A 23,549-nucleotide genomic window follows, 5' to 3' on the forward strand; every position below is an offset into this window, starting at 1 on the left:
CCCCCCGAACGTGCGCCATCAACCCTCGACTCCGGTTGGGTCGGGCGGTGTCGTGGTGGTCGTGGTCGTCGGGGGCGCCGTTGTCGTGGTGGTGGTCGTGGTCGTCGTGGTGGTCGTGGTGGTGGTGGTCGTGGTGGTGGTCGTGGTCGTCGGAGGCACCGTCGTGGTGGTGGTCGTCGTCGGTACGGCCGAGGTGGTCAGCTCCGATGTCGGCAGGACCTCGCTCGAGTTCGTCCTCGTCTGGCTCGGATCGGTGTTGGGCGACTCGTTGTTGTCCCGGTTGGACATCAGGAACGCCACGGTCGCGATCACGGCCACCATCGCCAGCCCGGCGCCAACCACGATCGGCGCGCGGGACTTCTTCGACGGCGGTGGCGGCGGGCCCACCCGCGACGGGCGCACGGACCGCGTGCGGTCGTCGGCGCCGACCATCTGGGTGGCCGGGTCGCCGTAGTAGCCGTCGTCGTAGTCGTCATAGTCGTCGATCAGGTCGGTCTGGCGGGTGCCCGACGCCATCGGCAACGGGACGTCCGGCACCTCGCCCATGGCGACCGCGTGCAGCAGGTCCCTCGACCGCGAGGTCGACGGCCGGTGCTCCGGCTCGGCCGCCAGCATCGCCTTCAGCACGCCCGTGAGCGGGCCGGCCAGCTGCGGCGGGTTGATCCGGCCCGCGGCGACCGCGTGCAGCAGCTGGAGCGTGTTCTCCGTCAGCCCGAACGGCGGCTCGCCCTCGACGGCCGCGTACAGCGTCGAGCCCAGCGAGAACACGTCCGACGCTGGGGTCGGGTCGTTGCCGACCGCGGCCTCCGGCGCCAGGTAGGCGGGCGTGCCCGCGATCATCCCCGTCTTGGTGACGGTCACGTCGTCGGTGGCGCGGGAGATGCCGAAGTCGGTGATCTTCACGGTGCCGTCGTCGCCGAGCAGGATGTTGCCCGGCTTGACGTCCCGGTGCACGATGCCCGCCGCGTGCGCGGCCGCCAGCGCGGCGGCCGACTGGGCACCGATCCGCGCCACCTCACGGGCGGGGAGCGAACCGCGCTCCGACATCACCATCGCGAGGCTCTTCGACGGCAGGTACTCCATGATCAGGCACGGCGCGCCGTCCTCGTCGACCACGTCGAACACCGAGATGGCGTTCGGGTGGTGCAGACGGGCGGCGATCCGGCCCTCGCGCATGCATCTGGCGACGGCCTCAGCCTGCTCCTCCGGCGGGAGGCCGGGCTGGAGCAGCAGCCGCTTGACGGCGACGGTGCGGTTCAGTCTCTCGTCGTGCGCCGTCCACACGACGCCCATCGCACCGGTTCCGATGCGGTGTACCAGGCGGTACCGGCCAGCGACCAGGCGACCTTCATCGGTCATCGCGCCGAGTCCCCCCTACCTGCAGGTGATCGGTGTACATGCCGACTCCGGGATCATTTGGGAACGGCTGTCTGGCCCCGCGTGCGCCAACCCGCATCAGGCTAGGCGTTCACTCTGCGCGCACGAACAGGGACCACGTTGTGCACGGCAGAGTGTGCTTGGTATTGCGGACGGAACGAGCAGGGGGTCGCAGGCTACCGGTTCAGTTGCGTTGGGCTGACAGGAGCTGTGCCCCGACGATACGGAGGGGACTTTTCGCGACCGTGAGTAGCTGCTGGATGCGCAGGTGCCCGCCACCCAGCAGGCGCATACGCACAGTGGCCACGACCCCGTCGACGTGCTGGACCACGTCGACCGAGTCGATCGCGATGACCTTGGACCACGACTGGAGGAACTCCCCGAGGCTGCTGTGCAACAAGCCAGGGGACAGCAGTGCGAAGGCGTCCTCGGGTGCGTCCGGCAGGTTCTCGTAGAACTCGCGGACCAGCTCCAGCTCGTTCGCCGGGCCGACCTCCGCGTTGCCGACGCCCGCACTCGCGGACGTGTCGCCGACGTGCTCGGCTGACGGGCTTGTTGCCGATGGCGGCGGTGAGGCGCTCTGAGAGGTACTCGGCACGGTGCTCGGCGCGGGGGCCGCCGCCGTGACGGGCGGGAGGTTCGGCTGCGGAGCCGGTGCGGGCGCCCTCGGCAGCTCCCCGTCCATCCTGTCCGGCAGAAGTGCCTGTTCACCGGTGATCTGGGCCGCGGGTCTCGTCGAGGACCGCACGTGCTCGCGCCGCTGGTCGGCGATCATCGACGACACGGTGACCGCGCCGCACAGCACCACACCGGCCACCCCGATGGTCGCCAGCTTGGCGAACTGGGCGCCCCGTGCGGGCAGGCGACGGTGCGAGGCCGGGCCGATCACCGGGATCGTGTCGGTGATGTCGTCCGGCTCCGCTGGGGAGCTGTCCGTGCAGCGCGCTGGTGGCGCCTGTCTGACGAGCAGCTCCGTGACGGTCACCGAGCCGGCGCGTGCGTGCCGCCGACCGGTCGTCAATCGGTCCACTGTGTGATGGCCTCCGTGCGTAGCGTTAGGGGCCACTCGTACTCCGGTCGGCTGGCCTGGCGCTACCCAATCCGAGTGGATCACTCGAACGGTGTGGTACGACTCCGCGAGGTTCACACGAATGGAGTATGACCTGGGTCACCCTGTAATTGTGTCTTCGGTGATCTTCGGGTCGTCACCCCACGTGAACTTCAGCCGCCGCTGCTCGACGGTCCTGGCGCCGTTCTCGTGGACCACCTCGACCCGCGACGTGGTGAAGGCCTGGTCGCGGTCGATGGTGATGTCCTGGACCTCGACGCGCTCGACACGGCCGTAGCGGGCCTCGATGCCCTCCTCGCCCTCGCGGGCAAGGCCGCCGGTGGCCATCGCGAGCGCGGCCGCCGGATCGATCGTGACCAGCTCGAAGTACTCCTCGGTGGCATCGCCCATCTGCTGCGGGTCGGCCAGCAGGACCGGGGGCGGACCGACGGTCGTGCGCGTCGGCGCCGTGGTCGCCGCCGCCGACGTGGTCGGCGGCGCGGCGGTCGTGTCCTTGCTCGGCGGTTCGGTCGGCACGACCGACTCCTCGTCGGAGGTGCGGCCGGTGACCGTGTCCCTCGGCGGATCGTCCTGGGACGATGGCGGCGTGGCCACGGTGGTGCTCGGCCCTCGGTGCGACGTGGGAGCCCCGCCGTCGTCCGGCCTGCCGGACGACGGCGTCCCGGCGTCGTGAGGCAGCTGGGAGAGCGTGAGGGGCCCCGACGGGTAGCCGGGAAGCGCGTCGATCAGTCTGCCGTCGTCGACCGGGCGGCCCATCAGCTCGCTGGTGGCGACGGTCAGGCCAAGGGCCACGGCGGCGGAGGTGCCGACCGCGAACCACGCGGCCTTGCGCCAGCTGCGTGGCGGCGTGACCGACGCTGGCACGGTGCCGAGGTCGAACGTGCCCAGCCCGGTCAGCGGTGACTCGGTCAGTGGGTACGTCATCGCGCCTGACGGCGAACCGGCCTCTGGCTCGTCGTACCAGGCCATCGGCACGGTGTCGGCCAGCATGTCCGGCGGGGTGGCGTTGCGCTCGGCGGCCGCCATGGCGTAGGCGGGTTCGCGCGACGGGGGCCACGCGGGTGCGTCGGTCGTCTCGGGCTCCTGCGGGGGGTCGACGGGCCACACGGGCTGGTCCGTCACTTCCTCGCTGACCGGCCAGACCGGCGGCGGGGCCATGCCGGTCAGCCGGAACGCTGGCGGTCCGTCGCGCCACGCGTGGTCCGGAGCGGCGTCGGTCGGCCGCTCCGCCGGTGTCCATGCCTCACCAGTCGTGTCCCGATGGTGCCGTCCATGACGATGCTCCTGGGTGTGCCAGCCGCCGCTTGTCATGACTGGGTGGCTCCTCCCCTCCGGCTCGTAACGCGGTGCGACAAATGGTTGCTAACGGCTTGTGTCCACGAACTGGAAAGCTTCCGCCAGACGGCCATCACCCAGGCCGAACTGCTCCGCCGTCGCTGCGTGGTACTGACGGAGGTTCTGCTCAATGGTGTCGCCCGCGGGTCCCGCCTGCGACGAGTGGGAGCGCAGCGCGGCCATCTTCTTGTCGAAGCAGTCGGTGATGTCGACGGGGTGGTTCCGCAGGCGCAGGGGCCCGTCGGCGAGCCACAGCTCAGGCACGGACCACGGCTCGAGGCCCTCGTCGTCGAGCAGGGACCGGTGTGCGTACGGGTTGCGCGCGTCCGGGTACACGGCCGCGAACGTGGCCTCGCCGACCGCGCGGTGATCCGGGTGCGAGGTGGGCACGAAGTCCCAGTTGATCTCCGGTGACCACGTGAGCACCCGGTCAGGGCGCACGCGGCGGATCACCCGCGTGATGTCGCGGCGCAGCTCGAGCGACGGCGTGACGGCACCGTCCGGGTAGCCGAGGAAGGTGAGATCCTCGACCCCGACGTGTGTGGCGGCCGCTCGCTGCTCGGCTTCCCGCACCGCGGCCATGCCCGGCGTGCCGTCACCGCTGGCCTCGCCGGACGTGCATACGCAGTAGGAAACCTCGATCCCGGCCGACGTCCACACCGCGACCGTGCCGGCGGCGCCGAAATCGACGTCGTCGGGATGCGCGATGACCACCAGCGCCGACCGAACGTTCGCGGTACTCACTCAAGGCAGGATAAGTGGTTGCCGAGGGTTTGCCGTGCTGGGTGCGCATATCCCCAACGTGCTACCCCATCGAGTGACATGCCCACGCCCCGCGAGGTTCTACTCGCCAGTGCGGTACCGCTGCTGTGTCGACTGGAGCGCCTTTACTGCCACGCCGCCCGACCCGGCGGCGAGCAGGATCGCCAGCACGTCGGCGAACCCGGTCCCGTTGGTCAGCGCCCACGCGAGCAGCGCGCCCGCGGTCGTGACACCGGCGACGGGCCACCGGCTGCGGACGTACTGCGCGACCGGCGCACCGCCCGCCCGCTTGGCGGCGGCTGAGTTGAGCATCGCGAGGTAGCCGGCGTGCCCGAGGGCGGCCAGGACCGAGGCGATGGCGATGAGGACCGCGATCAGGTTGAGGACCATGTCCCCAGTGTGCCCGCGCCCGGCGCGGGCCGGATCGGTGGGAACCCTGAGATTCCGAACAGTTACCTGCCGAGCGGGCCCCTGCCGAGCGCGAGGAGGGCCATCGCGATCTTGCGGCCCTCCGAACCGAGTTCGCGGTAGCGCGCGAGCACGTCCATCTCGCGGTTGACGACGATGCGGGTGCCACCCGCGGCCATCCTGGCGGCGCCGATCGTCTGCGAGACCTCGACCCTGCGCTTGACCAGCCGCAGGATCTCGGTGTCGAGCACGTCGATCTCCTTGCGCAGGTCCGAGATGTCGCCGTCGGCCTGCTTGCCGCCGGTGGAGGTGGTGGGGGGCATGTCGTGTTCCTCGCTCATGTGGCGGATCCCCTTGGCCCCGAGCAAAAAGCCCCGGGTCCAAGGACTCCGGGGCTTCGATGGTCGATTAGCGCGCTAGGCAACCACGGGAGCCGGAGTCCGGATCCCGTAGAAAAACTCGAAGCTGCGGTTGCGCACGTCATCGATTCTGCACCCGGACGCCGGATCCTGTCCACTCGGCACGGCTTGCCGCACGTTCGATTGTCGGTGCCGCCGGGTAACGTGGACGCACAATGAGCACTCTGTTCGAATTGCCTTCCCAGATGTCCCCGCCGCCCCGCCGCAAGGCCGGAGCGGAGCTGCTCGACGGCCTCAATGACCAGCAGCAACGCGCTGTGCAGCACGTGGGCTCGCCGCTGCTCGTGGTCGCGGGCGCCGGGTCGGGCAAGACGCGGGTGCTGACCAGACGCATCGCCTACCTGCTCGCGGAACGGGACGTGCACCCCGGCCAGATCATGGCGATCACGTTCACCAACAAGGCCGCCGCCGAGATGCGCGAGCGCGTGGTCGAGCTGGTGGGCAGGCGCGCCAACGCCATGTGGGTGTCGACGTTCCACTCCATGTGCGTGCGGGTGCTGCGCCGCGAGGCCACCACACTGGGCATGAAGTCGAGCTTCTCCGTCTACGACTCGGACGACACGCGCAGGCTGATCACGCTCGTGTCCCGCGACCTGGACATCGACCCGAAGCGCTACACCGCGCGCGGGCTCGCGACGGCCATCTCGAACCTGAAGAACGAGCTGATCGACCCCGAGACCGCGAAGGACAAGGCGACCAACGACTTCGAGCGCCGCACGGCGGAGGTGTACGTCGAGTACCAGCGGCGCATCGAGCTCGCCAACGCGTTCGACTTCGACGACCTGATCATGCGCACGGTCGAGCTGCTGCAGGCCTTCCCCGCCGTCGCCGAGTACTACCGGCGCCGGTTCCGGCACGTGCTCGTCGACGAGTACCAGGACACCAACCACGCCCAGTACACGCTGGTCCGCGAGCTGGTCGGCACGGCGTCCGACGGCATCGAGCCAGGCGAGCTGTGCGTGGTCGGCGACGCGGACCAGTCGATCTACGCGTTCCGCGGCGCGACCATCCGCAACATCGTGGACTTCGAGTCGGACTACCCGCAGGCCACCACGATCATGCTGGAGCAGAACTACCGCTCTACGCAGACGATCCTGTCCGCGGCCAACGCGGTCATCTCGCGCAACCCCAACCGGCGCGACAAGCGGCTGTGGACCGCGCTCGGCGACGGCGAGCAGATCGTCGGCTACGTCGGCGACAACGACCACGACGAGGCCGCGTTCGTCGCGAGCGAGATCGACCGGCTGATGGACGGCGGCAAGGAGGCGGGCGAGCTCAAGTACAGCGATGTCGCCGTCTTCTACCGCACCAACAACCAGTCTCGCGTGTTCGAGGAGATCTTCGTCCGCATGGGGCTGCCGTACCGGGTGGTCGGCGGCGTGCGGTTCTACGAGCGCAAAGAGGTCCGGGACGCGATGGCCTACCTGCGGGTGCTCGCCAACCCGGAGGACGCGGTCAGCCTGCGGCGGATCATGAACGTGCCCAAGCGGGGCATCGGCGACCGCGCGGAGGCGTGCGTGTCCGCGCACGCCGACAAGCAGCGGATCCCGTTCAACGACGCGCTGCGCGACGCCGTGGACGACAAGGTGCCGATGCTCAACGCCCGGTCCCGCAACGCGATCGCCGGGTTCGTGGAGCTGATGGACGACCTGCGCGGGCTCGTCACGGACGGGCACGAGACCGCGGACATCCTGGAGGAGGTGCTCGAACGCACCGGTTACCGCGCCGAGCTGGAGGCCTCCGACGACCCGCAGGACGAGACGCGGATCGAGAACCTGACCGAGCTGGTCACGGTGGCCCGCGAGTTCGCGCACGAGCTGCCGCCCGCGCCGGAGGGTGACGACGCGGAAGAGGGCACGGACGAGGGTCTGGCCGAGCCTGGTTCGCTCGCCGCTTTCCTTGAGCGCGTGTCGCTGGTGGCGGACGCCGACCAGATCCCGGACGAGGACGGCGAGGGCGCCACCGGCGTGGTCACGCTGATGACGCTGCACACCGCGAAGGGCCTCGAGTACCCGGTGGTGTTCTGCACCGGGTGGGAGGACGGCGTGTTCCCGCACATGCGGGCGCTCGGCGACCCGGCGGAGCTGGCGGAGGAGCGGCGCCTGGCCTACGTGGGCATCACGCGTGCGCAGCGGCGGCTGTACCTGTCGCGCGCGATGGTGCGGTCCGCGTGGGGCCAGCCGTTGACCAACCCGCCGTCGCGGTTCCTGGACGAGATCCCGGCCGAGCTCCTCGACTGGCGGCGCCTGCAGCCGGAGCGGTCCGCGCCCAGCGCGCCGACCAGCGGCTGGGGGCGCCGGTCCTACGGCGGCGGCTCGTCATCGTCGTCCACGCCGTCGTTCGGGCCCGCGAGGGGCTGGAAGGACGCGCCCGCGCTGTCGCTGGACGTCGGCGACCGCGTCACGCACGACAAGTACGGCCTCGGCACCGTGGTGGCCACGGACGGTGTCGGCCCCCGCGCGACCGCCACGATCGATTTCGGCACCGCGGGCTCGATCCGCCTGATGCTGATCGGCAGCGTGCCCCTCCAGAAGCTTTGATCACACTTTCAGGTGATTCCCGCTTCTCATGATCGAACGGGTGTGCGAAACTGTCGGTGCCATCCGGTTGACTACTCACCACGCGGGACCACACGGGTCTCGCCTGGTGAGGCAGGGGGTCCTAGATGTGGACGAGGTGTTGTTCGGTGTGCTCGCCGAGAACATCGGCAAGTTCCTGGACGGAGTCGACCGGCGGGCTGGGCACACGGAGGAGGTGCGGCTGCTCGTGGCGGCGTGGCGGGCGATGCTCGACCTCCACCGTCCGGAGGGCCGTCGAGGTGGCTGCGCGGGCTGCGCCGCGGCCCGTCATCGCAAGGGCGGCATGTGCGACGTCTGGCGGGTCGCCAACGCGTTCTTCATCCGCGGCGGCTGACCGATGGGCGGAGCGCTGGCGCACCGTCCGCGCGCACACGGTGGCGGCGCCGGACGGTGTCAGGTTCTCCTGTGGGCCGGAGTCAGGCTCAGATGTTGACACCGTGGTCGATGAGCCAGGTCCGCGGGTTGATCTTGCGGGTGCCTTCGTCCCAGACCTCGAAGTGCAGGTGCGGGCCGGTGGACTGGCCGCGGTTGCCGATGCGCGCGATCTGCTCGCCGGCCTTGACTCGCTCGCCCTCGCGGACGGAGTAGTCCTCCATGTGGCCGTAGACGGTGATCGTGCCGTCGTCGTGCTGGATGCGGACCCAGAGGCCGAAGCCGCTGGCCGGACCGGCCTCGATGACCACACCGTCGGCGGCCGCGTAGATCGGCGTGCCGATGCGGTTGGCGATGTCGATGCCGAGGTGGCTGGTGCCCCAGCGGGCGCCGAAACCGGAGGTGAACCGGCCCTCCGCGGGCCGGACGAACTTGGGCCGCTCGGCCTCGGCCTTGGCCGCGGCAGCCGCGGCGGCGCGGGTCTGAACGATCTGGTTGGTGGAGGCGATCTTCTGCGCCTCGACCGGGGCGGTGGACATCTTGGCCACCGTCAGGACCTCTGGCGCGGCGGCGGATGAGGAGCCACCGATGCCGCCGCCGAGCTGGGCGGAGGCGTTCTTGCTGTCCGCGAGCGGAGCGATGTCGTCGGAGGGGGACTCCCCGGCCTTGAGCGTCTGACCAGCGGCAGCGGCGGCGAACGCACCAACGGCAACCGCGGCGACCACTACGCGACCACGAAGCGCGGACGAGGGGGGAGCCATCCGGTGCTGCGCCGAGCGAATCCGCTCAGCGCTGTTGCGTTCAGCCAACGCAGCGTCGAGCGCTGCGCACTCCCGTGTGTCGCCGCTGGGGGAGCGGTGTCGAGACAAGTCCTGCCCTTCCGTCTTCGGGGAGTCCGGACCCGACATGCGCCTGGCTCGTTGGGGCCGAGCTGTCGGCGTGAGCACCGGGCGGGGGATCCCGGCTGGTCGGTAACCAAACTTCATGGTTGCCGTCCTGCCCAATTCGTGACCGGACCGTGACAACGGACCGCCGGACGATAACGAAGGGGCACCGCTCAGGGCAACTTCCACGAACCATGCCCGCCAAACGAGTGGCGACCAACCCGTCGATAACCAGGCGCAATAACACAAAGTGAAATGAAGGTTACCTACTCGATGTGATCCAAGACACTGATTCCCCACCGTCGATCCACGGTTCGCGAGCCACCAACACCCCGCCCACACCGAGACCTGTAACCCCCACCGGCAAGGTCCCGACCCCCCCGAACCGACGAACGAGACAAAGGAGCAGGTCAAGCCCCACAACCACCAAAAGCACCAACCGCCCGGCGACCTCCGGCCCAGCCGCGACCACCCCCGCCAACACGGGCACCTCCCCGGCAGGGAGGTAGCAGACAGCACGGCGGAAGGCGCGAAGGCGCGGAGGACGGGAGGCGCGGAGGACGGGAGGCGCCGCGCACCACACAGGCCGGGCCTGGAGACCCACCTCGCTGACCAGCCCACTTCGCTGACTGGCTGGCGCTGCTGGCTGGCTGGCTGGCGCTGCCGCGCGGCGCGGCTGCGCACGCTGCGAGGCTCATGCCGCGAAACGCTGCTGCGTCCACGTTGCGTGCTTGCGCGACTCGGCCCGCGCTGCCCGCGCCGCGCTGCCCGCGCCGCGCTGCCCGCGCCGCGCTGCCGCGCGCATGAGCCCGGGTCGGTGAGTGGGTGGTTGGGTGCGGTCAGCGGGCCGGGGTAGGTGCTGGTGTGTGCCGTTGGCCGATGAGGGGTGGGCACGACATGTGCGGTGTCGGCGACCTTGCTAGCGTCTGCACACAATGACTGCGCGGACTCGATCAACGCTCGGTTCGGCCGGGGACCGGGGGCCTGTAACACAACAGGACGGTGCGGTTGATCGGCTCGGCTGGGCCGCTTCCCCTGTCCGCCTTCGTGTTGCTCTCCTTGTTTCTCTGGCTGGGGCCGTGCTCACGGTCGCCGGGGTTGGGCAGGGGCTCGTCGACAATTCTCCGGCACCCGGGTTCAGCAGTGGGTTTCTGCTCGCGATGCTCGCGTTCGCGCCCTCGGCGGCCGCGATCCTCTTCGTCTTGTTCGGGCGGGCGCTCGTCGGTGCCGGGGTGCTTACCGGGGCGGCCCTGCTCGCGCCCGGGCTCGCGCTTGTCGACGCGCAGTTCCTCATCGACGCGCTTCAGGCCTCGCGGCCCGAGGTGCTCGTGCCCACCTCCCTGGCCACGCTCGATCCCGGGATCGGGGCCTACCTGGTGTTTGCCGGGCACGTCGCCGCGATCGCGGCCGGGGTGCTTGCCGCCGGGCGGGCGGGTGCCGAGCCCGACTCGGACTACTTCGCCGCGCTGGATCGCACGATCTCCGTCTCCTCGCGTGGGGCGGCGATCGGGTGGGCGCTCGCCGCGGCCACGGTCAGCATCGCCGGGCTCTTCTTTCCACCGTTCCGGTCCGACAACGCCTTCCTGCTCGGTCACGACCTCGTCGGCAGTCCGGCGCTGGTTCGGTACGGCGGGATCCTTCTCGCCCTGACGCTGCTCGTCGGCGGTGTGGCCGCCGCTGGCAACGCCCGGCCGCCCATTGCTCGCGGGATGGTCGTCGGGGTGTTCCTCGCCCTCACCTGGCTTGCCCTGCCGCAGGTCTTCTCCGTCGCGGCCATCGACTGGCTGCACTTCGAGCGTGGCGGCGGCCTGCTGACGTTGGTGCCGCTGGCACTGCTCGTCGCGATCGTGTTCGTGCTGCGGGGGGACCGGGAGCACGCCGGCGAACGGTCCGAACTCCAGCTCGAGACGAGCCCGCTGCACCTCGTCACGGGTGTGCTCGGGGTGCTCACCGGGGTGGCCGCGATCTGCGGCGCCATCGGTGCGCTTGTCGTGGTCGAGGGCGGCGGCGACCAGCCCGAGAGCTACGCCAACCGGCAGCTGATCCCCGCCGGGATCGTCGTCATCGTGCTCGGTGCCGCGCTGTTCACGCGGTGGGCCGGGACTGTGCGGCCCGCGTTCGTCGTGTCGCTCGGGTCGATCGCGCTGGTCGGGCTCGCCACCCTCGACGCCGCGTTCACCGGGACCACGATCCCCGGCTCGGCGTTCAACATGCCGGTCGTCACCGCCGAGGTGCATGTCGGCGCGGGGGTCTGGTTCGCGGTCGCCGCGATCGTGTTCGCCGCGATCGCGGCCGTCGCGGCCGCCGTCGCGGGTGGTGCGGAGCGGGACGACGTGGACGTCAGCGAGCGGGAGCTGCACACCAGGATCGCGATCCCGGTCGGCGCGTCGATCCTGTTCGCGGTCGGGGCGTTCGCCTCGCCGATGATCGTCGCGCCCGACTTCACGGCGCCGGGGATCTGGTCGGAGTTCCGGCTCGCGTCCTGGGGGCTGCTCATCGCGCTCGTCGTGGTGGCCGGTGCGGCCGCCGTGGCCGCCTTCGCCCGGCCGGCCCGTGCCGCCGGGTTGCTGTTCGGCGCCGCGTCCGTGGTCGGGGTGCACCTGCTGGAGCTGCCCATGACCGGGGGCCGGGTCGCGGACGCGACCGCGGGACCGGGCACCTGGTTGTCGCTCGCGTGCCTCGTCGCGCTCGTCGCGGGCGCCGTCATGGCTATGACCGACCGCACTGAGTGAGAGACCTCACGGAAGCCGCCCGTCGACCCTAACGCGCAGGTCGCTAGGGTCTTCTGCGTGCCGGACCCCCAAGTAGAGCCGTAGATACAGGAGACCGTCGTAGTGGATCTGTACGAGTACCAGGCGAAGGACCTCTTCGGGGCCCACGGCGTCCCGGTTCTGCCGGGGGACGTCGCCGACACTCCCGACGACGCCGCCAGGATCGCGACCGACCTCGGTCAGCGCGTCGTGGTCAAGGCGCAGGTGAAGACCGGGGGCCGCGGCAAGGCGGGCGGCGTCAAGCTCGCCGACGACCCCGAGGACACGAGGGCGAAGGCCGAGGCGATCCTGGGCCTGGACATCAAGGGCCACATCGTGCGCCGCGTCCTCATCGCGCCCGCGTCCGACATCGCGGAGGAGTACTACTTCTCCTTCCTGCTGGACCGCGCCAACCGCACCTTCCTCGCCATGGCGTCCTCCGAGGGCGGCATGGACATCGAGCAGCTGGCCGTCGAGCGCCCCGATGCCCTCGCGAAGGTGCCGGTCGACGCCATCAAGGGCGTGGACCTGGACAAGGCCAAGGAGATCCTGACCGCGGGCAACTTCCCCGAGGCCGTCCTCGACCAGTCCGCCGAGGTCGTGGTGAAGCTCTGGGAGACCTTCGTCAGCGAGGACGCCACCCTCGTCGAGGTCAACCCGCTGGTCCGTGACCCGCAGGACAAGATCATCGCGCTGGACGGCAAGGTCACGCTGGACGACAACGCGTCCTTCCGCCACCCCGGCCACGCCGACCTCGTCGACGTCGCCGCCGAGGACCCGCTCGAGGCCGCGGCCAAGGCCAAGGACCTCAACTACGTCAAGCTCGACGGCCAGGTCGGCATCATCGGCAACGGCGCGGGTCTCGTCATGTCGACGCTCGACGTCGTCGCGTACGCCGGTGAGGAGTTCGGCGGCATGAAGCCCGCCAACTTCCTCGACATCGGCGGCGGCGCGTCCGCTGAGGTCATGGCCAACGGCCTGGAGATCATCCTCGGCGACCGCGACGTGAAGTCGGTCTTCGTGAACGTCTTCGGCGGCATCACCGCGTGCGACGCGGTCGCCAACGGCATCGTGCAGGCGTTCCAGCTGCTGGAGTCCCGCGGCGAGCCCGTCACCAAGCCGATCGTGGTGCGCCTGGACGGCAACAACGCCGAGGAAGGCCGCCGCATCCTCACCGAGGCCGCGCTACCGGGCCTCGAGCAGGTCGACACCATGGACAACGCGGCACGCAAGGCCGCCGAGCTTGCCTCGAAGGGGGCCTGAGCAAGACATGGCTATCTTTCTCAACGAGGACAGCAAGATCATCGTCCAGGGCATGACCGGCGCCGAGGGCACCAAGCACACCCGCCGCATGCTCGCCTCCGGCGCCAACGTCGTCGGTGGCGTCAACGCACGCAAGGCAGGCCAGACGGCCGACTTCTCCGACGTCAAGGACGGCCTGACCCTGCCGGTGTTCGGCTCGGTCGGCGAGGCAATGAAGGAGACCGGCGCGGACGTGTCGGTCGTGTTCGTGCCGCCGAAGTTCGCCAAGGACGCGGTCGTCGAGGCCATCGACGCGGGCATCGCGCTCGCCGTCGTGATCACCGAGGGCATCCCGGTGCACGACTCCGCGAGCTTCTGGGCGCACGCCTGCGCCACCGGCAACAAGACCCGCATCATCGGCCCGAACTGCCCCGGCGTGATCAGCCCCGGCAAGTCGAACGCCGGCATCATCCCCGCGGACATCACCAGTGAGGGCCGCATCGGTCTCGTGTCGAAGTCCGGCACGCTGACCTACCAGATGATGTACGAGCTGTCCGACATCGGTTTCTCGACCGCGGTCGGCATCGGCGGTGACCCGATCATCGGCACCACCCACATCGACGCGCTCGCCGCGTTCGAGGCCGACCCGCAGACCGAGGTCATCGTGATGATCGGTGAGATCGGCGGCGACGCGGAGGAGCGGGCCGCGGCCTACATCGCCGAGCACGTCACCAAGCCGGTCGTGGGTTACGTCGCGGGCTTCACCGCCCCCGAGGGCAAGACGATGGGACACGCGGGCGCGATCGTGTCCGGTTCGTCGGGCACCGCGCAGGCGAAGAAGGAAGCGCTGGAGGCGGCGGGTGTGAAGGTCGGCAAGACGCCGTCCGAGACCGCCGACCTGGCGCGTCAGCTCGTGGCCGCGAAGGCCTGAGCAGACCGAAACTGGTCACGTGGCCGTGGGGTCGGCGGCTGGTGTAGCGTCCGGCCCCACGATGGTCCGGTATTCGGGGGAACCGTCTCCTGCCGCCGGCCGTCGGAAGGTCTGAGTTGAAGAATGTTCCACGCCAATCGCGTCGAGTGAGCTGAGGAGAGCAACGCGATGACCTTCCCAGGCGGAGCTCCGGGTGGTTACCCGGGCCAAGGGCCGCAGCAGCACCAACCCGGTCCTTACGGGCCTCCGCCCGGCGGCGGCATGAAGCTCGGCCTGCCGACGATCCTGCACCTGGTGATCCTCGGCCTCGGCGTGATCAACTTCTTCGTCGGCTTCGCGGACGTGTTCGACGGCGGTGACAGCTACTTCGCCAACGGCTCGACGATTCCCGCGTTCTTCTTGCTCGGCGGCCTGTTCTCGCTGCCCGCGATCCTGCCGGGTGACAACAAGAAGCCCGGCATCGCGCCCGTCGCGTTCTCCGTGACCGGCATGTTGACCATCCTGTTCCTCACGTTCAGCGCTGACCCGGACGTGGGCACGGGCACCATCCTGATCCTGGTGTTCGGCATCCTGCAGGGCCTCGGCTCGGTCGGTGCGTACCTGTTCGACGCGGGCATCCTCAAGATGCCCGCGCCGAACCCGTACGGCCAGCCCGGTGGCGGTTTCCCGCCGAGCGGTCAGTTCCCGGCCCCGCCGCCCCAGCAGCCGCAGCCGGGTCAGTTCGGTGCCCCGCCCGGGCAGCAGACGACGTTCGCCCCGCAGCAGGGCCAGTTCGGCCAGCAGCCGGGCCATCCCGGCACGCCGCCGGGTGGTTACCCGCAGCAGGGCTGAGTAAGCAAGTTCCCTCGATGGGGTGGTCGCCAGAAGGCGGCCACCCCATCGTCGTCTGCGCGGCCCTCACCTGATCGGGTAGCGGCGGCGTGGCTGCCCAGGACGGTCAAGTCCACATGCGACAGTGACCGGATGGTCGCCGACCTCGATGGACCGGATGAGCCGGGAGCGGCCGTCGACGAGCCCGCCGAAGCGCCGATCGACGGCACGACAGACCCCCGGGCCGAGCCGCCACCGCTGATCAGAATCCGCGTTCTGGCCGGCGCCGCACTCGGCTCGCTCCTCATCGGCTACCTCGCGGTCGCCGTTCTGCTCGCACTGGTCACCGCGATCGCCACCGGCGCGCACTTCGCGACCGAGGGCGTGCTCGACGCGGCACTGCCGGGCTGGCTCGCCGCGAACCAGGTGCCGGTGCGGATCCTGGGCATCGAACTGGGAGCGCTGCCGCTGCTGCCGACCATCGGCATCGTCGCGATCACCGCGAAGGCGGCGGCGGGCGCGGCCGATCGGCTGGACCTGTACCGACCCGATCAGGCGGGCAAGCTGATCGCGATCATCGCGGTCGCACACGGGATCGCGGGCCTGGTCGCCGCCGGGCTGTCGTCGCGCGGGGACGTCACAGCCGATCCGCTTTCTGCCCTGTACTACCCGGCACTGGTGTCCGGGCTGGCCGCCACCGCCGGGGCCGCGCGGCGGTGCGGGATGCTCGACGCGATCGTCCAGCGCGTGGACAAGGCCGCTGTCGCCGGTCTCCGCGCGGGTGCGTTCGCGGCCGTGCTGCTGCTCACCGCGGGCGGGACTCTGCTGACGTTCGGGCTGCTCACGTCGATCGCGACGGCCCGCGACCTGTTCCCGGCGGGGGCGGGCAACGCGATCGGCATGCTGGCGCTGTCGATCGGCTATCTGCCGAACGCCATGATCGCCGCCACGGGTTTCCTGGCGGGGCCCGGTTTCTCGATCGGCTCGGCCACGATGTCGCCGGTCACGTTCGACGCCGGTCCCGTGCCCCCGTTGCCGCTGCTCGCGGCGCTGCCCGAGCAGGGGGCCTGGTGGTGGCCAGCCTTGTTCGCGCTGCCGCTCGCCGTGGGGGTACTGGTGGGGCGGCGGCTGCGGTACGTCGACGACGACCCGGTGGCCAGGCTGCGTGCGGTCGCGGTGGCGGCGGGTGTCGTGGCGCTGGCATTCGTGGTGCTGGCCGGGAGTGCCGGCGGGCACCTGGGGCGCGGCCCGTTCGACCCGGTCAGCCTGCGTGCCGGCGCGCTGGCGGTCGTACTGGCGTTGTGGACGGCCATCCCCGCCGCGGTGGCGACGTGGTTCGGCGGGCCGCACGACCCGGCAGCGGAACCGGAATCCGCGACGGAGCTGTCCGGGCCGGGGGACGCGGTCGAGGAGCCCGGCGAGGTACCCCGCGACTGATGCCGGTCATGGCACGTGCCGGGCGACCGGTTTGTCGGGGGGATCACGGCGGCCTCTAAGCTGCGGGTATGCCAAGGAGCCAGTGCTGAGCGAGCCCACCTCGGTGAGACCGGACGTGCCAGCGCGGCTCGTCGTACTGGTCTCCGGTTCCGGCACCCTCCTGCGGGCCGTGCTCGACGCGGCGGACCTCCCCGCGCGGGTGGTCGCGGTCGGCGCCGACCGGCAGGGCATCGAAGGTCTCGCCCACGCGGAGCGCGCCGGTGTGCCGGGGTTCGTGGTGCGGCTGAAGGACCATCCGGACCGCAGCGCCTGGGACCGCGCGCTGACCAAGGCGGTCGCGGCGCACGAACCGGACCTGGTCGTGTCGGCCGGGTTCATGAAGATCCTCGGGCCGGAGTTCCTCGACACGTTCGGTGGCCGGGTGATCAACACGCACCCCGCGCTGCTGCCCGCTTTCCCCGGCGCGCACGCGGTGGCCGACGCGGTCTCCTACGGCGTGCGGGTGACGGGTTGCACGGTGCACCTCGTCGACGCAGGCGTGGACACCGGGCCGATCGTCGCGCAGGAGGCGGTGAGCGTGGCGCCGGGCGAGGATGTCGACGCGCTGCACGAGCGCATCAAGGTTGTCGAACGTCGGCTGCTGGTCGACGTGATCGCATTGCTGACCCGGCAGGGTTACACGGTGCACGGACGAAAGGTGAGCATCCCGTGACTGACGAGCGGCGCCCGGTTCGCCGGGCCCTCATCGGGGTTTCGGACAAGGCGGGTCTGCTGGAGCTGGCGACGGGTCTGCACGCGGATGGCGTGGAGATCGTGTCGACCGGCGGCACGGCTCGTGCCATCGCGGACGCCGGTGTGCCGGTGACGCCGGTCGAGCAGGTGACCGGGTTCCCGGAGTCGCTCGACGGGCGGGTGAAGACGCTGCACCCCGGTGTGCACGCCGGTCTGCTCGCCGACCTGCGGCTGCCGTCGCACGTCGAGCAGCTGTCGGAGCTGGGCATCGAGCCGTTCGACCTGCTGGTGGTGAACCTGTACCCGTTCGCCAGGACGGTGGCGTCCGGCGCGGCGCAGGACGAGTGCGTCGAGCAGATCGACATCGGCGGCCCGGCGATGGTCCGTGCCGCGGCGAAGAACCACGCGAGCGTGGCCGTGGTCGTGGACCCGGCGCGCTACGACTGGGTGCTGGAGTCGGTGCGGTCCGGCGGTTTCACCCTCGCCGACCGGCAGGGCCTTGCCGCGGACGCGTACCGGCACACGGCGAGCTACGACATCGCGGTGGCGTCGTGGATGGGTTCGGTGCTGGCGCCGGGCGATGACGAGTTCCCGAGCTGGGCAGGCGCGAGCTGGGAGCGTCGCAACGTGCTGCGGTACGGCGAGAACCCGCACCAGAAGGCGGCGCTGTACACGTCCGGCAAGCCGGGCCTCGCGACTGCGGAACAGTTGCACGGCAAGGAGATGTCGTACAACAACTACCTCGACTCGGACGCCGCGTGGCGTGCCGCGCACGACCACGAACTGCCGTGTGTCGCGATCATCAAGCACAACAACCCGTGCGGCATCGCGGTGTCGGTTTCGGACGTGGCGGAGGCGCACCGGAAGGCGCACGCCTGCGACCCGGTGTCGGCCTACGGTGGCGTGATCGCCGCGAACCGCGAGGTGTCGGTCGAGATGGCAGAGCAGGTGGCCGAGGTGTTCACCGAGGTCGTCGTGGCCCCGGCGTACGCGGACGGCGCCGTGGACGTGTTGTCGCGCAAGAAGAACATCCGGATCCTGGTGGCTGAGCCGCCGTCGCGCGGCGGCCAAGAGTTCCGCGCGGTGTCCGGCGGGTTGCTGATGCAGCAGTCGGACATCATCGACGCCCCCGGCGACGACCCGGCCAAGTGGACCCTGGCGACCGGCGCCCCGGCGGACGACGCGACCCTGGCCGACCTCGCGTTCGCGTGGCGGACCTGCCGCGCGGTCAAGTCGAACGCGATCGTGCTGGCGTCGGCCGGCGCGACGGTCGGCGTCGGGATGGGACAGGTCAACCGCGTGGACGCGGCCCGGCTGGCGGTATCGCGGGCCGGTGACCGGGCACGCGGCTCGGTGGTCGCGTCCGACGCGTTCTTCCCGTTCCCGGACGGGCCGCAACTACTCATGGACGCCGGGGTACGGGCGATCGTCCAGCCAGGCGGTTCCGTCCGCGACGCCGAGGTGATCGCGGCCGCGGAGGCGGCCGGGGTCCCGGTCTACCTGACGGGAACGCGCCACTTCGCACACTGAGTCCGGCAAGAGCGCTGGCCGCTGGCCCCCTCGAACCACGCTACGGCACGGCACTGACAACAACGGACGAACGCGGGCTGGTTGTCCACAGGTCAGACAGTTGTTCACAGGCGAACGCCGAACCGAGCAGGACTGTCGGTGGCTGCCGGTAGCGTGGTGACCGGGGGCCGGAGGCCGCCCGGCGAAACCACCACAAGGCGTACGTTCGGGGCATGAGCGACGTTGGCGACGTGTTCGACGCTGGGCAGGACGAGTTCGCCGTGCTGGCGCCGGTGCTGTGGAACCCGCTCGGTGAGGCGACCGTGGCCGAGGCGAAGGTCCGGTCCGGCGAGCGGGTGCTCGACGTCTGCTGTGGCATCGGTTCGTCCGCCATCCCCGCCGCCAGGGCCGTCGGGCCGGGTGGGCGCGTCGACGCCGTCGACCTCGCAGAGCGGCTTCTCGAACAGGGGCGTGCGCACGCGCGTGACCTGCCTGCGCTGCACTTCGAGCATGCCGACGCCACTCAGTGGGCCACCACGGGCTACGACGTCGTCCAGTGTGTGTTCGGGGTCTTCTTCCTGCCCGACATGGACGCCGCCTGCGCGCGGCTCGCGCGTCTGGCCAAGCCCGGCGGCCGGTTCGTCGTCACCGTCTGGGGTGAGCACGCCATCAGTCCCGTGCCCGAGATCCTCGGGGAGGCCGTCGTGGCCGAGGGGAGTACGCCGGAAGGCAGCCCCGGGCGTGGTCCCGGCGCCCGGATCAACACCCCCGCCACGCTCGAAGCCTGGCTCACCGGGCTCGGACTGACCGACGTCCGCGTGGTCACGGTCGAGCACAGTATGCCGCTCGATGACGCCACGGCCTGGGCCATCGTCATGGGATCGGCCATGCGCATGCGCCTGAGCGGCGTGCACGAGAGCCTCCTTCCCCGGGTGCGTGCGCGGTTCGTCGATCTTCTCCGCGCCCGCGGGGTGGACCGCATGAACGCCGTTTCGCTCATCGGAATAGGCCGAACGGCGGAGTAGCCCGGTTTTCGCTCACATCTCCACAAATCCGCCTCCCGGGATTGTCACGGGTATCAGAAAAAGCGGCGGATTGTTGCCTGTCAGAGTGGCCGTCGTTAGCGTACTCGCCAGTAGATAAGCGGCCATGGCACCAACGGAGGTGTGTGTTGGGAGTCGAGGTCGTGGTGGAGGGCCTCTCCAAGTCTTTCGGCAACCAGCGGATCTGGCAGGACGTCACGCTCACGCTGCCCGCCGGCGAGGTCAGCGTCATGCTCGGCCCGTCCGGGACCGGCAAATCGGTATTCCTGAAATGTCTGATCGGGTTGCTGAAGCCCAATTCCGGCAAGATCCTGATCAACGGCGTTGACCTGGTCAGGTGTTCCGAACATCAGCTCTACGAAACCCGGAAACTCTTCGGGGTGCTCTTCCAGGACGGCGCGCTGTTCGGGTCCATGAACCTGTACGACAACATCGCGTTCCCGCTGCGTGAGCACACGAAGAAAAGCGAGTCCGAAATCAAGGGCATCGTGCTCGGCAAGATGGAGCTGGTCGGCCTCGCAGGCGCGGAACGCAAGCTCCCCGGCGAGATCTCCGGCGGCATGCGCAAACGCGCCGGTCTCGCCCGCGCGCTCGTGCTCGACCCGCAGATCATCCTCGTCGACGAACCCGACTCCGGGCTCGACCCCGTGCGCACGTCCTACATCTCGCAGCTGCTCATCGACCTCAACGCGCAGGTCGACGCCACGATCATGATCGTCTCCCACAACATCAACCTCGCGCGGACCGTGCCGGACAACATCGGCATGCTGTTCCGCCGCGAGCTGGTCATGTTCGGCCCCCGCGAAGTCCTGCTCACCAGCGACGTCCCCGCCGTCAAGCAGTTCCTCAACGGCAGCCGCATCGGGCCGATCGGGATGTCGGAGGAGAAGGACGAGGCCACGATGGCGGCCGAGCAGGCGCTGGCCGAGGCGGGCCACCACGACGGGTCCACAGAGGACGTTCGCGGCGTGGTGCCGCAGCTGCAGCCGACACCGGGACTGCCGTACCGGGACGCCGTGCGCCGCCGCAAGGACCGCGTCATGCGCATCATCCACACGCTGCCACCCGCGGCACGGCACGGCATCGTGTCCAGCCTGGACGCCGAGGACCGGCAGCGGTATGGCATCGGGGCGCCGCTGAGATGACGAAGCAGAAGACTCTCCCTGGCGTGGCCGCGATGCGGGAGACCGGCCGCCTCTACGCGCTCGGCCTCGACGTCATCCGCTGCATTCCCAAGCGGCCCTTCCAGTTCCGCGAGTTCATCGGCCAGTTCTGGTTCATCGCCAGCGTCTCGCTGTTGCCCGCGGCGCTCGTGTCGATCCCGTTCGGTGCGGTCATCGCGCTGCACCTCGGGTCGCTGACCACGCAGATCGGCGCGCAGTCGTTCACCGGCGCGGCCAGCGTCCTCGCGATCATCCAGCAGGCCAGCCCGGTCGTCACCGCGCTGCTCATCGCGGGCGCGGGCGGCTCGGCCATGTGCGCGGACCTCGGCTCCCGCACCATCCGCGAGGAGATCGACGCGATGGAGGTGCTGGGCGTCAACCCGGTGCAGCGCCTCATCGTGCCGCGCGTGCTCGCCGCGATGGGTGTCGCCGCGTTCCTCAACGGCCTCGTGTCCGTGGTCGGCGTGCTCGGTGGCTACTTCTTCAACGTGGTCATGCAGGGCGGCACGCCGGGCGCGTACCTGGCGAGCTTCTCCGCGCTGGCCCAGCTGCCGGACCTGTGGATCTCCGAGATCAAGGCGGTGATCTTCGGCTTCGTCGCCGGCGTGGTCGCCTCCTACCGCGGCCTCAACCCCGGCCGGGGGCCGAAGGGCGTCGGCGACGCGGTCAACCAGTCCGTGGTGATCACCTTCCTGCTCCTGTTCCTGCTCAACCTCATCCTCACGACGCTGTACCTGCAGGTCGTCCCCCCGAAGGGGGCGTGATGGCGCTCCTCGACGACAGACCCAAGGCGGACAACGCCTTCCTCAAGGCGGTCGACCGGCGGTTCACGTTCCTCGACGTCCTCGGCGACCAGATCTTCTTCTTCCTCAAGGCGGTCGCGTGGATCCCGCGTGCGATCCGCCGCTACGGCAGGGAGATCGTCCGGTTGATGGCCGAGGTCAGTTTCGGTTCCGGCGCGCTCGCGGTCATCGGCGGCACGATCGGCGTGATGGTCGGCATGACCGCGTTCACCGGCGTCGTCGTCGGCCTGCAGGGGTACTCGGCGCTCAACCAGGTCGGCACGCCCGCGCTCGCCGGGTTCATCTCCGCGTACTTCAACACCCGCGAGATCGCCCCGCTCGTCGCGGGCATCGCGCTGTCGGCCACGGTCGGCTGCGGGTTCACCGCACAGCTGGGTGCCATGCGGATCTCGGAGGAGATCGACGCGCTCGAGGTGATGGGCGTGCCGAGCATCCCGTACCTCGTCACCACCCGGATCATCGCCGGGTTCCTCGCGATCATCCCGCTGTACGCGATCGGCCTGCTGACCTCCTACATCGCGTCCAGACAGATCACCATCTGGTTCTTCGGCCAGTCGGCGGGCACCTATGACCACTACTTCCACCTCTTCCTGCCACCGATCGACGTGCTCTACTCGTTCGGCAAGGTGCTGGTGTTCAGCGTCGTCGTCGTGCTGGCGCACTGCTACTACGGCTATCGCGCGACCGGCGGGCCCGCGGGTGTCGGGGTCGCGGTGGGCCGGTCGGTGCGTACGTCCCTGGTCGCGGTCAACGTGATCGACCTGTTCCTGAGCCTCGCGCTGTGGGGCGCCACGACGACGGTGCAGGTGGCGGGATGAGCGGAGCTTGCGGAGCGAATCATCAAGCACAGTGGCCGCTCGGAGCCTGCGAGGAGCGGCCATGACCCATAAGTTGGTGAGAAGGTCAGCGGGGATCGCGTTCCTGCTCGTCATGGCCGTGCTCGCGTGGCTTTCAGTACAGGTGTATCAGGAAGAGTTCTCCGACGACGTGCTCGTGACGCTGAAGGCCGACCGGATCGGCAACCAGCTCAACAAGGCGTCCCAGGTCAAGGCGCGTGGTGTGGTCGTCGGCGACGTGCGCGCGGTGCACGCCGGGGCGGACGGCGCGACCGTCGAGCTGGCCATGGACTCGGAGACCCTGTCCCGCATCCCCCGGGACGTCACGGCGTTGCTGATCCCCAAGACCCTGTTCGGTGAGCGGTACGTTCAACTGTCCATTCCGGACGAGTCAACCGCGCCCCCGCTGTCGGGCGGGGATGTGATCCGCCAGGACCGGTCGCGGAACGCGATCGAGCTGGAGCGGGTGTTCGACGACCTGATGCCGGTGCTGAAGGCTGTGCAGCCGGAGAAGCTCGCCACCACGCTCTCCGCGATCGCGACCGCGCTGGAGGGTCGCGGCGAGCAGCTCGGCCGCGCGATGGTCAGCACCGCCGCGTACCTGGAGGAGTTCAACCCGAACCTGCCGACGCTCACCGACGACCTGCGTGACCTCGCGGAGGTCAGCGAGCTGTACGGCGACATCGCGCCGGACCTGCTCGACTCGCTCACCGACTCGTCGGTCACCCTCAACACGGTCGCCGACCAGCGCGTCCAGCTCACCGACCTGTACTCGCAGGTCACCAGGTCCGCGCAGGACGTCACCCTGTTCCTGCGCAACAACAAGGAGAACCTGATCCGGCTGGCCGCGTCGAGCCGGGGGCCACTGGAGATCGCCGCCGAGTACTCGCCGAGCTTCCCGTGCACGCTCAAGGCACTGACCGACCTGAAGCCCTCTGTCGACCGGCTGCTCGGCGCGGGCACCAACGAGCCGGGCATGCACGTCGAGCTGATCGTCACCGAGGACCGAGGCAAGTACGTGCCGGGCCGGGACGACCCGGTGTACGACGCGACCGGCGGCCCGCGTTGCTACCCGAGCGGTGTCGCGC

General features: G+C 70.1%; 21 protein-coding genes. 14 read left to right on the plus strand and 7 right to left on the minus strand.

Features of this window, described 5'->3' with window-relative positions; genetic code table 11:
* Nucleotides 1-18: 18 nt before the first annotated feature.
* The 6 genes from WBA97_RS16190 to WBA97_RS16215 all read right to left on the minus strand — a co-directional run bounded on the left by WBA97_RS16190 (nucleotide 19) and on the right by WBA97_RS16215 (nucleotide 5,292).
* A complete protein-coding gene (locus WBA97_RS16190) occupies nucleotides 19-1,359 on the minus strand; it encodes a serine/threonine-protein kinase (protein WP_424231641.1) in 1,341 nt (446 codons plus the stop codon).
* 202 nt (nucleotides 1,360-1,561) lie between these two features.
* A complete protein-coding gene (locus WBA97_RS16195; protein ID WP_424231642.1) occupies nucleotides 1,562-2,398 on the minus strand; it encodes a hypothetical protein in 837 nt (278 codons plus the stop codon).
* Between the two features lie 147 nt (nucleotides 2,399-2,545).
* A complete protein-coding gene (locus WBA97_RS16200; protein ID WP_424231643.1) occupies nucleotides 2,546-3,757 on the minus strand; it encodes a hypothetical protein in 1,212 nt (403 codons plus the stop codon).
* Nucleotides 3,758-3,808: 51 nt separating this feature from the next.
* Nucleotides 3,809-4,525, minus strand: coding sequence for a PIG-L deacetylase family protein (locus tag WBA97_RS16205; protein ID WP_424231644.1), 717 nt, complete (start codon nucleotides 4,523-4,525; stop codon nucleotides 3,809-3,811).
* A gap of 99 nt (nucleotides 4,526-4,624) precedes the next feature.
* Nucleotides 4,625-4,933: a hypothetical protein gene (locus WBA97_RS16210; RefSeq protein ID WP_424231645.1), complete on the minus strand. Its 309-nt coding sequence runs from the start codon at nucleotides 4,931-4,933 to the stop codon at nucleotides 4,625-4,627.
* Between the two features lie 62 nt (nucleotides 4,934-4,995).
* Nucleotides 4,996-5,292 (minus strand): chorismate mutase, encoded by a 297-nt coding sequence (locus WBA97_RS16215; RefSeq protein ID WP_424231646.1) that lies wholly within the window; start codon nucleotides 5,290-5,292, stop codon nucleotides 4,996-4,998.
* 233 nt (nucleotides 5,293-5,525) lie between these two features.
* Here WBA97_RS16215 and pcrA point away from each other — a divergent pair, with 233 nt between their 5' ends.
* Both pcrA and WBA97_RS16225 read left to right on the plus strand, forming a co-directional pair.
* Complete coding sequence (pcrA, locus tag WBA97_RS16220; RefSeq protein WP_424231647.1) at nucleotides 5,526-7,910, plus strand: DNA helicase PcrA; 2,385 nt, start codon at nucleotides 5,526-5,528, stop codon at nucleotides 7,908-7,910.
* Between the two features lie 127 nt (nucleotides 7,911-8,037).
* Nucleotides 8,038-8,283 (plus strand): hypothetical protein, encoded by a 246-nt coding sequence (locus tag WBA97_RS16225; RefSeq protein ID WP_424231648.1) that lies wholly within the window; start codon nucleotides 8,038-8,040, stop codon nucleotides 8,281-8,283.
* 88 nt (nucleotides 8,284-8,371) lie between these two features.
* Here WBA97_RS16225 and WBA97_RS16230 read toward each other — a convergent pair whose 3' ends face one another.
* A complete protein-coding gene (locus WBA97_RS16230; RefSeq protein ID WP_424231649.1) occupies nucleotides 8,372-9,046 on the minus strand; it encodes a M23 family metallopeptidase in 675 nt (224 codons plus the stop codon).
* A gap of 1,238 nt (nucleotides 9,047-10,284) precedes the next feature.
* On the opposite strand from WBA97_RS16230, the gene WBA97_RS16235 reads away from it, so the two are divergent.
* From WBA97_RS16235 to WBA97_RS16290, 12 genes are all read left to right on the plus strand, one after another.
* Nucleotides 10,285-11,937 carry a hypothetical protein gene (locus tag WBA97_RS16235; protein ID WP_424231650.1) on the plus strand — a complete coding sequence of 551 codons (1,653 nt, stop codon included), beginning with the start codon at nucleotides 10,285-10,287 and terminating at the stop codon, nucleotides 11,935-11,937.
* A gap of 102 nt (nucleotides 11,938-12,039) precedes the next feature.
* Complete coding sequence (gene sucC, locus WBA97_RS16240; protein ID WP_424231651.1) at nucleotides 12,040-13,218, plus strand: ADP-forming succinate--CoA ligase subunit beta; 1,179 nt, start codon at nucleotides 12,040-12,042, stop codon at nucleotides 13,216-13,218.
* Nucleotides 13,219-13,225: 7 nt separating this feature from the next.
* Entirely contained in the window at nucleotides 13,226-14,128 is a 903-nt protein-coding gene (gene sucD / locus WBA97_RS16245) for a succinate--CoA ligase subunit alpha (RefSeq protein WP_424231652.1), read from the plus strand.
* 168 nt (nucleotides 14,129-14,296) lie between these two features.
* Nucleotides 14,297-14,959, plus strand: a complete 663-nt coding sequence (locus WBA97_RS16250) for a DUF5336 domain-containing protein (protein WP_424231653.1) — start codon at nucleotides 14,297-14,299, stop codon at nucleotides 14,957-14,959.
* A 132-nt stretch (nucleotides 14,960-15,091) separates the two neighbouring features.
* Nucleotides 15,092-16,375, plus strand: a complete 1,284-nt coding sequence (locus WBA97_RS16255) for a DUF6350 family protein (protein ID WP_424231654.1) — start codon at nucleotides 15,092-15,094, stop codon at nucleotides 16,373-16,375.
* An 82-nt stretch (nucleotides 16,376-16,457) separates the two neighbouring features.
* A complete protein-coding gene (gene purN / locus WBA97_RS16260) occupies nucleotides 16,458-17,087 on the plus strand; it encodes a phosphoribosylglycinamide formyltransferase (RefSeq protein WP_424231655.1) in 630 nt (209 codons plus the stop codon).
* A complete protein-coding gene (gene purH, locus WBA97_RS16265; RefSeq protein WP_424231656.1) occupies nucleotides 17,084-18,637 on the plus strand; it encodes a bifunctional phosphoribosylaminoimidazolecarboxamide formyltransferase/IMP cyclohydrolase in 1,554 nt (517 codons plus the stop codon). Before purN ends, purH begins: the two co-directional genes overlap by 4 nt.
* A 212-nt stretch (nucleotides 18,638-18,849) precedes the next feature.
* Nucleotides 18,850-19,641: a class I SAM-dependent methyltransferase gene (locus tag WBA97_RS16270; RefSeq protein WP_424231657.1), complete on the plus strand. Its 792-nt coding sequence runs from the start codon at nucleotides 18,850-18,852 to the stop codon at nucleotides 19,639-19,641.
* A 146-nt stretch (nucleotides 19,642-19,787) separates the two neighbouring features.
* Nucleotides 19,788-20,804, plus strand: a complete 1,017-nt coding sequence (locus WBA97_RS16275) for an ABC transporter ATP-binding protein (RefSeq protein WP_424231662.1) — start codon at nucleotides 19,788-19,790, stop codon at nucleotides 20,802-20,804.
* Entirely contained in the window at nucleotides 20,801-21,586 is a 786-nt protein-coding gene (locus WBA97_RS16280; protein WP_424231658.1) for an MlaE family ABC transporter permease, read from the plus strand. Before WBA97_RS16275 ends, WBA97_RS16280 begins: the two co-directional genes overlap by 4 nt.
* Nucleotides 21,586-22,443 carry an MlaE family ABC transporter permease gene (locus WBA97_RS16285; protein WP_424231659.1) on the plus strand — a complete coding sequence of 286 codons (858 nt, stop codon included), beginning with the start codon at nucleotides 21,586-21,588 and terminating at the stop codon, nucleotides 22,441-22,443. The genes WBA97_RS16280 and WBA97_RS16285 overlap by 1 nt, the downstream gene beginning before the upstream one ends.
* Nucleotides 22,444-22,504: 61 nt before the next feature.
* Nucleotides 22,505-23,549, plus strand: a 1,045-nt coding sequence (locus WBA97_RS16290) for an MCE family protein (protein ID WP_424231660.1), incomplete at its 3' end; no start/stop codon positions are given.

Source organism: Actinophytocola sp. (assembly GCF_049647105.1).
In the GTDB taxonomy this organism is placed as follows: domain Bacteria; phylum Actinomycetota; class Actinomycetes; order Mycobacteriales; family Pseudonocardiaceae; genus Actinophytocola.